The sequence below is a fragment of the Micromonospora echinofusca genome, assembly GCF_017614955.1.
Taxonomy (GTDB): domain Bacteria; phylum Actinomycetota; class Actinomycetes; order Mycobacteriales; family Micromonosporaceae; genus Micromonospora; species Micromonospora echinofusca_A.
In genome coordinates this window covers 1-14,204 of the sequence record NZ_WVUH01000021.1, presented here as the reverse complement: position 1 = coordinate 14,204, position 14,204 = coordinate 1, and the positions used below count along the sequence as shown (strand labels likewise).

At 72.0% G+C, this 14,204-nt stretch carries 11 protein-coding genes; 6 read left to right on the top strand and 5 right to left on the bottom strand.

The window, feature by feature from the left end; genetic code table 11:
* Positions 1–172: 172 nt before the first annotated feature.
* Complete coding sequence (locus GSF22_RS04795; protein ID WP_208811513.1) at positions 173–1,123, top strand: helix-turn-helix domain-containing protein; 951 nt, start codon at positions 173–175, stop codon at positions 1,121–1,123.
* A 111-nt stretch (positions 1,124–1,234) separates the two neighbouring features.
* Here GSF22_RS04795 and GSF22_RS04790 read toward each other — a convergent pair whose 3' ends face one another.
* Positions 1,235–4,993: a S8 family serine peptidase gene (locus tag GSF22_RS04790; protein ID WP_208811512.1), complete on the bottom strand. Its 3,759-nt coding sequence runs from the start codon at positions 4,991–4,993 to the stop codon at positions 1,235–1,237.
* A 198-nt stretch (positions 4,994–5,191) separates the two neighbouring features.
* Between GSF22_RS04790 and GSF22_RS04785 the strand changes: the two genes are divergently transcribed.
* From GSF22_RS04785 to GSF22_RS04775, 3 genes are all read left to right on the top strand, one after another.
* Positions 5,192–5,635, top strand: a complete 444-nt coding sequence (locus tag GSF22_RS04785) for a helix-turn-helix transcriptional regulator (RefSeq protein ID WP_307803725.1) — start codon at positions 5,192–5,194, stop codon at positions 5,633–5,635.
* Between the two features lie 10 nt (positions 5,636–5,645).
* Positions 5,646–6,056: a VOC family protein gene (locus tag GSF22_RS04780; protein ID WP_208811510.1), complete on the top strand. Its 411-nt coding sequence runs from the start codon at positions 5,646–5,648 to the stop codon at positions 6,054–6,056.
* 85 nt (positions 6,057–6,141) lie between these two features.
* Positions 6,142–8,532, top strand: coding sequence for an ATP-binding cassette domain-containing protein (locus GSF22_RS04775; protein ID WP_208811509.1), 2,391 nt, complete (start codon positions 6,142–6,144; stop codon positions 8,530–8,532).
* Positions 8,533–8,685: 153 nt separating this feature from the next.
* On the opposite strand, the gene GSF22_RS04770 is transcribed toward GSF22_RS04775, so the two are convergent.
* The 3 genes from GSF22_RS04770 to GSF22_RS04760 are packed head-to-tail and all read right to left on the bottom strand — an operon-like array spanning position 8,686 to position 11,470.
* Complete coding sequence (locus tag GSF22_RS04770; protein WP_208811508.1) at positions 8,686–9,114, bottom strand: carbonic anhydrase; 429 nt, start codon at positions 9,112–9,114, stop codon at positions 8,686–8,688.
* A 2-nt stretch (positions 9,115–9,116) separates the two neighbouring features.
* Entirely contained in the window at positions 9,117–10,883 is a 1,767-nt protein-coding gene (locus GSF22_RS04765; RefSeq protein ID WP_208811507.1) for a SulP family inorganic anion transporter, read from the bottom strand.
* Positions 10,880–11,470, bottom strand: coding sequence for a rhodanese-like domain-containing protein (locus GSF22_RS04760; RefSeq protein WP_208811506.1), 591 nt, complete (start codon positions 11,468–11,470; stop codon positions 10,880–10,882). Before GSF22_RS04760 ends, GSF22_RS04765 begins: the two co-directional genes overlap by 4 nt.
* A gap of 157 nt (positions 11,471–11,627) precedes the next feature.
* On the opposite strand from GSF22_RS04760, the gene GSF22_RS04755 reads away from it, so the two are divergent.
* Positions 11,628–12,434 (top strand): GntR family transcriptional regulator, encoded by an 807-nt coding sequence (locus GSF22_RS04755; protein ID WP_244366214.1) that lies wholly within the window; start codon positions 11,628–11,630, stop codon positions 12,432–12,434.
* 126 nt (positions 12,435–12,560) lie between these two features.
* A complete protein-coding gene (locus GSF22_RS04750) occupies positions 12,561–12,827 on the top strand; it encodes a metal-sensitive transcriptional regulator (RefSeq protein ID WP_208811505.1) in 267 nt (88 codons plus the stop codon).
* A gap of 72 nt (positions 12,828–12,899) precedes the next feature.
* Here GSF22_RS04750 and GSF22_RS04745 read toward each other — a convergent pair whose 3' ends face one another.
* Positions 12,900–14,183 carry an MFS transporter gene (locus GSF22_RS04745; RefSeq protein WP_208811504.1) on the bottom strand — a complete coding sequence of 428 codons (1,284 nt, stop codon included), beginning with the start codon at positions 14,181–14,183 and terminating at the stop codon, positions 12,900–12,902.
* Positions 14,184–14,204 lie beyond the last annotated feature (21 nt).

The following is a 14,204-nucleotide window of genomic DNA, read 5'->3' as shown; positions in this document are numbered from 1 at the left end:
CGGTGTGTCCGTCGGCCGTCCGCCGCGGCCGGCCCACCGGGCGCCGCCGCCCTGGGCACCTGACACGCCTCCGACCAGTGGGAATGGGTCTTTCCGCCACTGCCCGCCGCCGCCGTCGGGCGGCATAGTAGTCCCCGGCAGGGCCGCGACAACGGGTGGGAACAGGTGACGCATGCTGCACGGGCTGGGTATCGACGAACAGGACGAGGCCGTCTACGTCGAGTTGCTGCGGCGGCGCCGGGCGACCGTCGTCGACGTGGCGGAGTCGCTCGGACTGCCGGCGGCGGAGACGGCGACGGTGATGGCACGGCTGGTCACGCTCGGCCTGGTGACCCGCGACGACGACGAACTGTACGTGGTGGTACCGCCGGATGTCGGGCTCGGCACCCTGATCGTGCAACGGCAGGCCGCGCTGCAACAGGTCCAGGGCCGGCTGGCCCAACTGGTGGAGGTGTACCGGACGGGAGCGGCGGCGGCGGTGGGTGAGGTGGAGGCGCTCACCACGCCGGAGCAGCTCGCCACCTGGATCGACAACATGGAGCGGGGTGCCAAGCAGGAGGTGCTGGCGTTCTTCCGGCCGCCGTACGTGCTCGACGGCGACCTCGACGTCTCCACGGACGCACCGAGGTACCGGTACGTGTACGAACGGGCCGCCCTCGACGACCCACGGACACCCGACGAGATCGGCAGGTTCCTCAAGAGCGGGTACGAGATCAGGATCGCCCCCGAACTGCCCAGCAAGATGATCATCGTGGACCGGGCGGCGGTGCTGCTGCCGATGCTGCCCGACCAGACCAGCGTGCGGCCCGGGTTCCTGCTGGTCCGGGGACAGGCGCTGGTACACCTGCTGGTGGCGCTCTTCGAACGGGTCTGGCAGGCCGCCACGCCGCTGCGGCTCACCGCCACCGGGGTGACCGAGGGGGTGCCGGCCTGGGACGACGTGGACGTCGCCCTGCTGACGTACCTGCTCTCCGGCATGCCGGACAAGACGGTGGCCAGCCGCCTCGGCACCAGCGAACGCACCGTGCAGCGTCGGATCCAACGGCTGATGAAACTGGCCGGGACCGACAGTCGGATGCAACTGGCCTGGTACGCGGCCCGGTCCGGGCTGATCCCGTCCTGACGCTCCCCGTCACGGTCCGCGACGGCTGGCTGATCCCGACCGCCTGGTCCGGGACAGCGGATCGCCCCCGCCCGCGGTGCGGACGGGGGCGATCCCGGGTGCCGGCGGAGGTTATCCGCGCAGCTGGTAGGCGCGGGTCACGGTCTGCTCGACGGTGTTGCCGTCGGCGTCGGTGGCCTGCATCCGCAGGGTGACGAACCCGTTGGTGCGGTTCAGCTCGGGGCTCCGGATGGCGCCGGTGACACCGTTCGCACCGTTGGGGGTGACGGACACCTGCTGCCAGGTGGCCCCGTCGTCGTAGGAGGCCCACAGCTTGGTCTCGACGATCCGCAGTCCATCCAGCCCCTGCGGGTAGCGGAAGCCGATGCCGATGCCGACCGCCGACCCGGCCCGCGCGCTGTTGGTCAGGTCGACGTCCACGTCGTAGTCGACCGAGATGAACGGCAGCTTCTGCGGTCCCGCCACACCGTCGTCCGCCGAGTCGAACTCCCAGCTGGTGTTGACCCTGGTGGAGGTCGTCCACGCCGGTTGGGTCCGCTGGACGTCGGTGACCACGCGGTACCGGGCCCGTTCCGGCGTCACCGGGAAAGCCACCTGCACGCCGGGCGCGGAGCCGAGCAGCTGACCGTTGCGGTACACCGTGGCCAGTTCCCGGTCGGTGAAGTGGCGGAACCCGTACAGCTGGTTGGCCGCCCCGTCGAGCAGCCCCACCGGGAGCACCACGCCGACGTTGCCGTCCCGCACGGCGCCACCGTCGGGCCGGTTCACCGTCGTCGCGGTCCGGACCACCGCCTTGTTCCAGGTCCGCGTCGCCATCTGACCCGCCTGCAGGACGACCGGAGTCGTGTACTGGAAGGCCGGCTGCGACTCCCACACCGGGGTCACCGACATGATCTCGATCGTCGGCAGGTTGGCGGTGACGTACTCCGTGACGGTCCGGGGCAGGGCGATCCGGCTGGTGGTCATGACCAGGAAGCTCTGCAGCGGACCGATGACGAACCGGTTGTAGCCACCTTCCGTACCGGACGTCGAGGCGTGGAACGAGGACCGCACCAGGGCCAGTTCCGCGGTACCGACCCGGTAGCTCTGGTCGGCCAGGATGCCCTGCTGGTGCTTGAGCACCTCGTAGGTGTACGGGCTGACCGCGACCCCGGTGAGCCGGACCGTCACGTCGCGACGGGTGGCCAGGTCGGCGAGCCGGGCACCCGGCCCGTTGCCGAGGGTCATGGCCGGGATCGCGGTGGCCGTCCTCGCGTAGCTGCTGATGCCCCAGTCGGCGGCGGTGTCGTGGTAGATGACAACGGCGCGGGCACCGGCCGCCGCCGCGTTGGCGATCTGCTCGCCCGGGGTGACGTCGTCGCTACGCCGGACCAGCGCCAGCTTGCCCTTCGCCGACGTGCCCGGGTAGTCCTGCGCCCGTCCGATGCCGGCGTTCACCACGCGCAGCAGGTGCGTACCGTCCAGCCGCGCCGAGCCGAGCCAGCCGTCGACGTACTCGGGCGTGATCGGGAACGCGCCGGGGGTGACGATCTGTGCCTTCAGTTCCGGCGCGACCAGCGACCAGTTCAGCCGGTGCACCAGGTTGGCCTTCTCCAGCCGCGACGGAATGGCGTGCATCCGCGTGTGGCCGAAGAGTCCGTCCTGGAGCGAGTAGGCCATCGTCCCGGCGTCGTTGATCAGGCTCAGCCCCATGGTGACCCGCTTCGACTGGCTCGGCTTGGGCGTGGCGACACTGACCTGGCCGGCGGTACGCCCGTCGAAGGTGATGGTGCGGTCCGAATCGAGGTTGATGCCCGACTCGGCCCCGTAGACGTAGTCCCGGACCTGGCTGTAGTCGGCCGTGTACCGGTAGGTGGTCGACGCGACAGCGTACTCACCGCGCGGCAGCCGCAGGTTGACGGTGCCCTCGGCGCTGAGCAGGAAGTGGATGTCGGCGGGGCGGGACGTCTTCAGGTCGAAGACCCACACCGCGCTGTAGGTCGACGCCGGCGCCTTGCCGTCGAGGTCCGTCAGCTTGACCGCGACGTCGAACCGCTCGACGTCCTTGACGAAGGCGACCGCCGTGGTCAGCGCCGTCGCACCGTCGGCCGAGGTGGCGGTGACGTGACCGCCGTACGCTCCGGTGGTGACCTTGGTGGCGTCGAGGGTGACCGGCACGTCGGCGGTGCCCCCGGCGGGTACGGTCACCGTGTCGGCACCGAGCGCCAGCGTCCCCGCCGGCAGGGCCGCACCGGCGTCCTGCACCTTGAGCGCGAGGGTGACCGGCTGGTCACCGTCGTTGACGTAGGTGATCTTCTTGGTGACCGGGACGGTGACGTCCCACTCCTGGTTGCCGAAGTCGACCACCCCGGACCCGGAAACCGACTGCCGCACCGCGCGGCTCACGTCGGTCCGGCCGGCGCCCTGGTCGTACACCGACGCACCCGGCGTGATCTTGGCAGTGCTGACCAGCTGGTTCTTCAGCCGCTCCGGGGTCCAGCCGGGGTGCTGCTGGGCCAGGATCGCGGCGGCACCGGCCACGTGCGGCGTGGCCATCGAGGTGCCGCTGGCGGAGGTGTAGTGGGCGTCCAGCGGCGTACCCATGCTGGTGCCGGCGGCCCGGGCGGCGACGATGTTCCGGCCCGGTGCGGTGATCTCCGGCTTGAGGCGTCCGTCGACCAACGGGCCACGGCTGGAGAAGGAGGTGACCGCGTCGGTGTCGTCCACCGCACCGACGGTCAGGGCCGCCTCGGCGATGCCGGGCGAGCCGACGGTCGTCGCCCCGGGCCCGGAGTTGCCGGCGGCGATGGTGAACAGCGCCCCGGTCTCGGCGGTGAGCTGGTTGACCGCCTCGGACATCGGGTCGGTCCCGTCCCGGGTGTCTCCACCCAGGCTCATCGAGATGACCTTCGCGCCCGAGCGGGCCGCCCAGTCCATCCCGGCGATGATCCCCGACTCGCCGCCGGCGCCCCCGTCGGAGAGCACCTTGCCCACCAGGAGTCTGGCGCCGGGTGCGACACCCCGGTGCTTGCCGCCGGAGCCCGCGCCGGTGCCGGCGATCGTGGCCGCGACGTGGGTGCCGTGCCCGTGCCCGTCCTGGACGGTCTCGCCCGGCACGAAGCTCTGGGTTTCGACGATCTGCCCGACCAGGTCCGGGTGGTTCGGGTCCACCCCGGTGTCCAGGACGGCGACCTTCACGCCGGTGCCGTCGTACCCGGCCGCCCAGGCGTCCGGCGCGCCGATCTGCGGCACGCTCACGTCGAGCAGGGTCCGCACCCTGCCGTCCAGCCAGATGCGCTCGACACCACCGGTGAGCTTCGCGGCGGGGGTGTGCCCCTTGGCGGAGTCGTCGTCGACGCTCTCCCAGAAGGCGGCGGCCTGCTTCTTGTCGGCGGCCAGGGCGGCGCCCCGCACGCTGGGCAGCCGGCGGGTCATCCGGCTGCCGGCCGGGGCGGCGGGGGCGGCCGCGGTCCGGGCGTTGTTCTGCCCGGCGTAGCGGACGATCAGCGGGATGGTCGAGCTGTGCGCGTCGTCGTAGCCCTGGGCGACGAGACCCGTGACGTTGAACAGCCGCTGGTCCAGCTGGCCGGAGGCGAGGAACGGCTGCGCCGCCAGCGGCACCACGTACACGTCGTTGCCGACCGAGTAGGTGCGGAAGATGCTCTCCGGACGGTGCGGCGTCACGGTGACCGCCGGCTTGCCGCCCACGGTGGTCACCGTGACCACGTCACCGGTGACGAGGGTGACCTGCGCGGCGGCTGCGGACGACGCCGGTACGGCGGTCACCCCGGCCACGGACGCGGGTGGTTGGCCGTACGCGCTTCCGCCGCCGGCCACGACGAGCGTGACGGCGAGCGTGGCGCCGACCAACGTCGGTTTCTTTCTTGGCATTGAGCTGGCCTCCTTCTGCCGGTACCCGGGTCCGTACCGGTGTGTGGCACAGCTTGGTTAACCGCAGGTGTGCGGCGCTATGGCTGCGCCTGGCGGGCACCGGACATGTCGGGTCGTCGCCACCGGCACCGGTGTCCCCCGACCCGCTGCGGCACCGACGGTTGGGCAACGGCGCGGCGACGTGGCACGATCAGCCGGGTGACCAGCAGAACCACCCCCGAGCAACGGTGGAACGACCTCGCGCGGCTACGCCGTGTCCGGGACCGGATCGACCGCGAGTACGCGCAGCCGCTGGACGTCGAGGCGCTCGCCCGGGGCGTGCACATGTCGGCCGGGCACCTCAGCCGGGAATTCCGGCTCGCCTACGGCGAGTCACCGTACAGCTATCTCATGACCCGGCGGATCGAGCGGGCGAAGGCGCTGCTGCGCCGGGGCGACCTGAGCGTCACGGAGGTCTGTTTCGCGGTCGGCTGTGCGTCGCTGGGCACCTTCAGCACCCGCTTCACCGAGCTGGTGGGGGTACCCCCGAGCGTATACCGGCGGCAGGAGGCACGCCCGGCGGCGGGGCTGCCGTCCTGCGTGACGAAGCAGGTGACCAGACCGGTCAGGAATCGAGAAGCACGGTCCCGGATCCTCACCTAGCGTGATGGCCATGGACATCACCATTCACACCAGCTTCCTGCCGCACGTCGACCCGGAAGCCTCGCTGGCCTTCTACCGCGACGTCCTGGGCTTCGAGGTCCGCAACGACGTCGGGCAGGGCACGATGCGGTGGATCACCGTCGGCCCCGCCAACCAGCCCGACACGTCGATCCTGCTGGCACCGCCGACCGTCGACCCGGGGATCACCGAGGAGGAGCGTCGCGTCATCACCGAGATGATGGCCAAGGGCACCTACGGCTGGATCCTGCTGGCCACCCGGGACCTGGACGGCACCTTCGAGAAGGTGCAGGCCAGCGACGTCGAGGTGGTCCAGGAGCCGACCGAGCAGCCGTACGGGATGCGCGACTGCGCCTTCCGCGACCCGGCCGGCAACCTGGTCCGGATCCAGGAACTGCGCTGACCGCCGGAGCCCGGCGGTGACCCCGGTGACGGCTGCGGGCCACGGCGCGCAGCCGTCACCGACCGTGACGAAGTGGGGAGACATGATGCGTACGGCCGAGAAGACGGACCCGCAGGCGCCCGCGCCGCACGTCGCCGACCGTCACGACCTGATCCGGGTACACGGTGCCCGGGTGAACAACCTGAAGGACGTCAGCGTCGAGATCCCGAAGCGCCGGTTGACGGTGTTCACCGGGGTCTCCGGCTCGGGCAAGAGTTCGCTGGTGTTCGGCACGATCGCCGCCGAGTCGCAGCGGTTGATCAACGAGACCTACAGCGCCTTCGTGCAGGGCTTCATGCCGACGCAGGCCCGGCCCGAGGTCGACGCCCTCGACGGGCTGACCACCGCGATCATCGTCGACCAGGAGCGGATGGGCGCCAACTCCCGGTCGACGGTCGGTACCGCCACCGACGCCAACGCGATGCTGCGCATCCTCTTCAGCCGGCTCGGTGACCCGCACATCGGTCCGCCCAACGCGTACTCGTTCAACGTCCCGTCGGTGACCGCCAGTGGCGCGATCACCGTCGAACGCGGGGGCCGGACGAAGGCCGAGAAGGCCACCTTCCACCGGCTCGGCGGGATGTGCCCCCGCTGCGAGGGCATGGGCCAGGTCACCGACTTCGACCTCTCCGCGCTCTACGACGGGAGCCGGTCGCTCAACGAGGGCGCGCTCACCATCCCCGGTTACAGCATGGACGGCTGGTACGGCCGGATCTACCGGGGTTGCGGGTTCTTCGACCCGGACAAGCCGATCGGCAGGTACACCAAACGCGAACTGCACGACCTGCTGCACAGGGAGCCGACCAAGATCAAGGTCGACGGGATCAACCTGACCTACGAGGGTCTGCTTCCGAAGATCCAGAAGTCGATGCTGGCCAAGGACGTCGACGCGTTGCAGCCGCACATCCGCGCCTTCGTGGAGCGGGCGGTGACCTTCACGACCTGTCCCGAGTGCGCCGGCACCCGGCTCAGCCGGGAGGCCCGCTCCTCGACGATCAGGGGAAAGAACATCGCCGACCTCTGCGCGATGCAGATCAGCGACCTGGCCGACTGGGTCCGCGCACTCGACGAACCGTCGGTCGCCCCGCTGCTCGCCGGGCTGCGGCACCTGCTGGACTCGTTCGCCGAGATCGGCCTGGGCTACCTGACGCTCGACCGGCCGGCCGGTACCCTCTCCGGCGGCGAGGCGCAGCGCACCAGGATGATCCGCCATCTCGGCTCGTCGCTCACCGACGTCAGCTACGTCTTCGACGAACCCACCGTCGGGCTGCACCCGCACGACATCCAGCGGATGAACGGGCTGCTGCTGCGGCTGCGGGACAAGGGCAACACGGTGCTCGTCGTGGAACACAAGCCGGAAATGATCGAAATCGCCGACCACGTCGTCGATCTGGGCCCCGGCGCCGGTACGGCCGGCGGCACCGTCTGCTTCGAGGGCACCGTCGACGGGCTGCGGGCCAGCGGTACCCGCACCGGACGGCACCTTGACGACCGGGCCACCCTCAAGGCGCAGGTACGCAGGCCCACCGGCACCCTGGAGATCCGGGGCGCGTCGCGGCACAACCTGCGCGACGTGGACGTGGACATCCCGCTCGGCGTGCTGGTCGTCGTCACCGGGGTCGCCGGTTCCGGCAAGAGTTCACTCGTGCACGGGTCGATCCCGGCCGGCACGGGGGTGGTCGCCGTCGACCAGGGGGCGATCCGGGGCTCGCGGCGCAGCAACCCGGCGACGTACACCGGCCTGCTCGACCCGATCCGCAAGGCGTTCGCGAAGGCCACCGGGGCGAAGCCGGCGCTGTTCAGCGCCAACTCCGAGGGCGCCTGCCCGACCTGCAACGGGGCCGGCGTCACCTACACCGACCTGGCGATGATGGCCGGGGTCACCACCGTCTGCGAGGAGTGCGAGGGCCGACGGTTCCAGGCGTCGGTGCTGGAGTACCGGCTCGGCGGTCGCAACATCAGCGAGGTGCTGGCGATGTCGGTGGCCGAGGCCGGGGAGTTCTTCGGCGCCGGTGCGGCGCGTACCCCGGCCGCGCACGCCATCCTCACCCGGCTCGCCGACGTCGGGCTCGGGTACCTCAGCCTCGGCCAGCCGCTGACCACGCTCTCCGGGGGCGAACGGCAGCGGCTCAAACTGGCCACCCACATGGCCGAGAAGGGCGGCGTCTACGTCCTCGACGAGCCGACCGCCGGCCTGCACCTCGCCGACGTCGCGCACCTGCTGGGCCTGCTCGACCGGCTCGTCGACGCCGGCAAGTCGGTCATCGTCGTCGAGCACCACCAGGCGGTGATGGCCCACGCGGACTGGATCATCGACCTCGGTCCCGGCGCCGGTCACGACGGCGGCCGGATCGTCTTCGAGGGCACCCCCGCCGACCTCGTCGCGGCCCGCGCCACCCTCACCGGGGAGCACCTCGCGGCGTACGTCGGCGCCTGACCGGAGCCGCCGGGACGGGGGAAGCCGCCGGGACCGGGGAGCCGCCGCCCGGGTGGCCGTCGGGGGTGGCCGCCGGCGTGCCGGCCACCCCCTCGTCCACCGCGCGCGGCCCGTACCGGCGGGGAACCGCACGCCCGGCGGCGCGCTGGACGCTCATGCCGCCGCCGGGTCACCGGCGGGTGCCGACGGCACCTCGGCGACGAGTTCCGGGGCCCAGCAGTGCTCGCCGCACCGACCGGCGTGGATCGCCAGGATCCGGGTGCCGGGTAGCCGGTCGGCGACCCGGGCCAGGCTCTGCCGCAACTGGCTGTGCCGTTCGCCGTGCGAGACCGGATTGCCGGCGCAGTCGGCGTGGGCGGCGATGACCAGTGTGCCGCTGCCATGGGCGCGCTGGGACACCTGGACCTTCCCCAGCAGCACCGCCAGATCCCGCTCGTCGGTGGTGGCCAGCACCGCCTCCGGTCCGGGCTCGGTGATGGTGTCGAGGTACTCGACGTCGAGGTGTTGCTTCACCCACTCGGCGACCGGCCCCTGGATGCGACCGTCGATGCAGGTGAGGATGGTGGCGAAGCGGTCCGGCACGGCTACAGCACCTCCTGCGTCACGACGGGTCGGGCGGGTACGGTGCGGTGCGTCCGGCCGGGCTGTCCGGTCCCGGCGGCGGCCAGCGCCGAGGAGACGTCGCGGTGCACGTGCCCCGCCTCGTGCAGGGGCCGCCACACGCCGGCCCGGTCGAGCAGGTCCCGCACCGGGCCCCGGACGGTCGCCAGGTGGAGCGTGACACCGCGCGCGTCCAGACGGTCGTGCAGTTCGGCCAGGGCGTGGGCGCCGTCGGCGTCGGTGTCGCTGATCGCGCTGGCGTCCAGCACGATCGTCGTCAGGCCGGCCCGCTGCTCGGCCAGTCCGAGGAGCTGGTCCGCCAGGAGTTGGGCGTTGGCGAAGTAGAGCGGTCCGTCGATCCGGATGGCCGCCACCCCGGGGTCGGTGACCAGACCGGTGTACCGGGCCACGTTGCGGAAGGTGTCCGTCCCGGGGACCCGACCCAGCTCGGCGGTGTGCGGCCGGGCCGAACGCCAGAGGAAGGCCCCGAGGCTGAACGCCACCCCGGCGGCCAGACCCGGCTCGACTCCGAACAGCAGGGTGACCAGGAAGGTCAGGCCCAGGGTCAGACCGTCGGACCGGCGGGCCCGCCACGAGGTGACCGCCCCCCTGCGGTCGACCAGGCCGAGTACGGCGACCACCACGATCGCCGCCAGCACCGCCTTGGGCAGGTGGTAGAAGGCGGGGGTCAGCGCGAGCGCGGTGAGGGCCACCACCGCCGCGGTGACCAGGGTGGCCACCGGGGTCCGCGCCCCGGCGGAGAAGTTGACCGCGCTGCGGGAGAACCCGCCCGCGACCGGGAACGCCTGGAACAGTCCGGCCGAGACGTTGGCCGCGCCGACCGCCACCAGTTCCTGGTTGGCGCCGACCTGCTGGCGGGACTTGGCCGCGAGGGACTTGGCCACCGCGATGCCCTCCATGTACGCGACCAGCGCGATCGCCACGGCGGCGGGCAGCAGCGCCGACACGTCGGCACCGGAGAGCGCCGGCAGCGCCGGTGCCGGCAGCCCGCCGGGCACGGTGGTGAGGATCTTCACGCCCCGGTCGCCGAGGGACAGCGCGGCGCTGACCGCGGTGACCCCGGCGACGACGATCAGCGCACCGGGCAGTTTCGGCAGGTACCGCCGGAGCAGCACCAGTCCGGCGACGCTGACCGCCGAGACCAGGATGGTCAGGCCGTGCGCGGTGGTCGCCGTACGCCACACCGATCCGACGATCTCCGGGAAGGTCTCCGCCCGGCCCGCCTTGAGCCCGAACAGGTCCTTGACCTGGCTGGCGGCGATGACGATGGCGGCGGCGGAGGTGAACCCGGAGAGCACCGAGTGGGACATGAAGTTGACCAGCACACCGAGCCGCAGCACGCCCATCAGCAGTTGGATCGCACCGACCAGCAGGGCGAGCAGGCCGGCGAGGGCCGCGTACCGGGCCGGGTCACCGTCGGCCAGCGGCGCCAGCGTGGCGCTGGTCATCAGCGCGGTGATGGCCACCGGACCGACCGCGAGGGAACCGGAGGTGCCCAGCAGCGCGTAGACCACCAGCGGCACGATCGCGGCGTACAGGCCGGTGACCGGTGGCATGCCGGCGAGCGTGGCGTAGGCCATGCTCTGCGGCACCAGCATCACCGCCACGGTCAGTCCGGCGGTCAGGTCGTGGCGCAGGGTCGCCCGGTCGTAGTGGCGCAGCCAGCCCAGCAGCGGTACCACCCGGGCCAGACCGGCGCGGTCCTGCTGGACGTAGGCGACCGGTGTCATGCCCGCCTACCCGGGGTGCGCAGTCGGCCGATGGCGAGGTCGACGTCACAGGTGGCGCCCCGGTTGTAGGGCAGCCTGGAGAGCAGCATGCCCATCGCGCAGGTGTTGCTCAGCGCGGCGTAGGTCAGGCCGGCACCGATGAAGCCGGCCACGAAGCGCGCGGGCGGGAACCAGATGCTGGCCACCACGGACAGCAGCACGATGGACCCCGCCACCAGGCGGACCTGCCGTTCCAGGCTCCACCGCTCGACACCGCGCTCGACCGGCCCACCTGCGGAGATCCAGGCGTTCATGCCACCGCTGATGACGGTGGCGCTGCTCAGCCCGGCGTTCACCAGCTTGGTACAGGCCTGGGTGGCCCGGTTGCCGGACTGGCACATCAGCAGCAGCCGGCCACCGGCGTCGTTGACGATCCGGCCGAGGTGCTGGTCGACCTGGTCGAGCGGCAGGTTGATCGAGCCGGGCACGTGGGCGCTGTCGAACTCGCCGGCGGTACGGACGTCGACGACCAGGATGTCCGGGTTGTTGGCCATCAGGGCACGGGCGGTGGGCACGTCGATGGCGGACGAGCCGTTCTTGGCGTTCATGGTGGACTCCATCTGTTGGCGGGACGACAACCTCCGGGCATACCCCCCGGGGTACCTGTTCCGAGTATGTCCGAATGAACGGACAACTGCAACCGAGGCCCGGCAGCACCCCGACCGGCTGGTAGAGTTGTCCGGTCAACCACACAATCCGCCCGAGATGACTGAATTCCTGATGGCAGACCAGACATCAGCGCGCCCGCTCGACCGCAGCAGCCCACTCCCCCTGTGGGCGCAGCTCCACCGGGACCTCGTACGGCGGCTGGAGGCGAAGGCGTTCGGCGGGGCGTTCCCGGGCGAGCACCAACTGGCTGACGAGTACGACGTGAGCCGGCACACCGTCCGCGAGGCGCTGCGCCGACTGCGCCAGGCCGGGATCCTCGACTCCCGGCGCGGGCGTCGCACCGACGTCCGGACGACCCGCATCGAGCAACCGCTCGGCGCGCTGTACTCACTGTTCAGCGAGGTACAGGCCCGGGGCATGCAGCAGCGCAGTCAGGTCCTCGCCCGGCACACGGGTCGCGATCCCGCCGTCGCCGCCCGGCTGGGCGTCGCCGCCGACACCGAGTTCGTGTGCCTCGAACGGCTGCGGTACGCCGACGACGAGCCCCTCGCCCTGGACCGGACCTGGCTGCTGGCCCCGCTCGCCCGTCCCCTGTTGGACGCGGACCTGACGGCGACCGGTGTGTACGCCGAACTCGCCCGCCTCGGCGGGGTCCGCATCACCGGCGGTCAGGAGCGCATCCACGCCGTCACACCGACCGTGGACCAGCGCCGGCTGCTCGGTCTGGGCCGGGGCGTCGCGTTGCTGGCCATCGACCGGATCGGCCACGCGGACGGCGACCCGGTCGAGTGGCGCGAAACCCTGGTACGCGGCGACCGGTTCAGCGTCGTCGCCCACTGGGCCCCCCACGCCCCCTACCAGCTGACCGTCGCCGACGGCAGCCCGCTCGGGGCCACCGGGTGAGGCAGCCCGGCCGGCCGGCAGGACGCCGGACCGGTCGGGGTGGACGCCGGACCGGGAATCTCGACCCCGGGGCGCCCGATACCCCCCGGTGTACTGTTGACGCCGTACACCGGGAGGAGGCTGGACATGCAGGTCGACGAGAACGCGATCGGTGACGTGATCAAGCGGCTCCGCCGCGCCGAGGGCCAGATCCGTGGGGTCATCGGCATGCTGGAGGACGGGCGGGACTGCGCCGAGGTGGTGACCCAGTTGGCTGCGGTGTCCCGGGCCCTGGACCGGGCCGGCTTCAAGATCATCGCAAGTGGGCTCCAGCAGTGCGTCAGCGGTGCACCGGGCGAGGAACGCAAGGCCAACCTCGAACAGATGGAGAAGTTGTTCCTGTCGCTCGCGTGACGACCGTGCCGGTGGCGCCCGCAGGCGACGGCGGCGGACCGCCGGCCGGCGACCGGGGCGCCAACCAACGGATCAGTGCCGCCGCCGGGCGCCCACCGGGTGGGTCTCGTACATCCGGGCGGCGACGACCAGACCGGACGCTGCGGTGAGGGCGGCCACCGCCCAGGTGGCGCCCCGGATACCGGCCAGGTCGGCCAGCACGCCGGCGAGCAGCGCCCCGGCGGCGAAGCCGCCGTCGCGCCACAGCCGGTAGACCCCGACGGCCCGGGCCCGCCAGGCCGGGTGGGCGACGTCCCCGACGGCCGCGAGCAGGGTGGGATAGACCATGGCGGTTCCGGCGCCGAGCAGCAGCACGGCTGCCACCCAGGTCGGGAACGTGCCGGCGGCGGCGACCAGACCGAGCGCGACGGCCTGGGTCAGCATCCCCACGACGACGAACGGTTTCCGCCCGATGCGGTCCGACAGCGGGCCGGTCAGCATCTGACCGAGACCCCAGACCGCCGGGTAGAGGGCGGCCAGGACGCCGACCTGGGTCAACGACAGCCCGGCGGCGGTGAACAGGAGCGGGAACAGTCCCCAGGCGAGGCCGTCGTTGAGGTTGTTGACCAGACCGGCCTGGCTGGCCGAGGAGAGGGCGGGTTCCCGCCAACTCACCAGCGCGAAGACCCGCCGGGTGGAGAGGGCGGCGTGCTGCCGGTCCACTGCGGACCGGTGGGTCGCGGCCTCCTGCCGGGCATGGTCACGGGTCTCCCGCACCAGCACCAGCGACAGACCCAGGCCCAGGGCGGCGTACGCGGCCCCGAGCAGGAACGGGGCCGGGCGGAGTCCGTACCCGGCGGCGAGCATGCCGGTCACCATGGCGGTGGCGGCGACGGCCAGGTACCCGGCGGCCTCGTTGAGGCCCATCGCGAGACCGCGTCGACGGGGTCCGGCCAGGTCGATCTTCATGATGACGGTGGTGGACCAGGCCAGGCCCTGACTGATGCCGAGGAGCACGTTCGCGGCGATCACCCAACCCCAGTCGGGTGCCCAGATCAGCAGCGCCGGTACGGGCAGCCCGACCAGCCATCCCGCGACGAGCACCGGCCGCCGCCCGCAGCGGTCGGCGAGGGTACCGGCGAGCAGGTTGGTGACCGCCTTGGTGACGCCGAAGGCCAGGATGAAGGTCAGCGCGGCCGTGTAGGCGCTCAGCTCGAACTCCTGCTCGCCGAGGAGCGGCAGCACCGTACGTTCGGTGCCCAGCAGACCACCGACGAGGGCGTTCACCACCACGAGCAGGGTGAACTGGGCAGCGTTCGCCCGTAACCCCCACCGCAGGCCCGACCCGGTCGGTGCTACGGGATCGATGTCACGCACCGCCCCACCCCCCTTCTATAC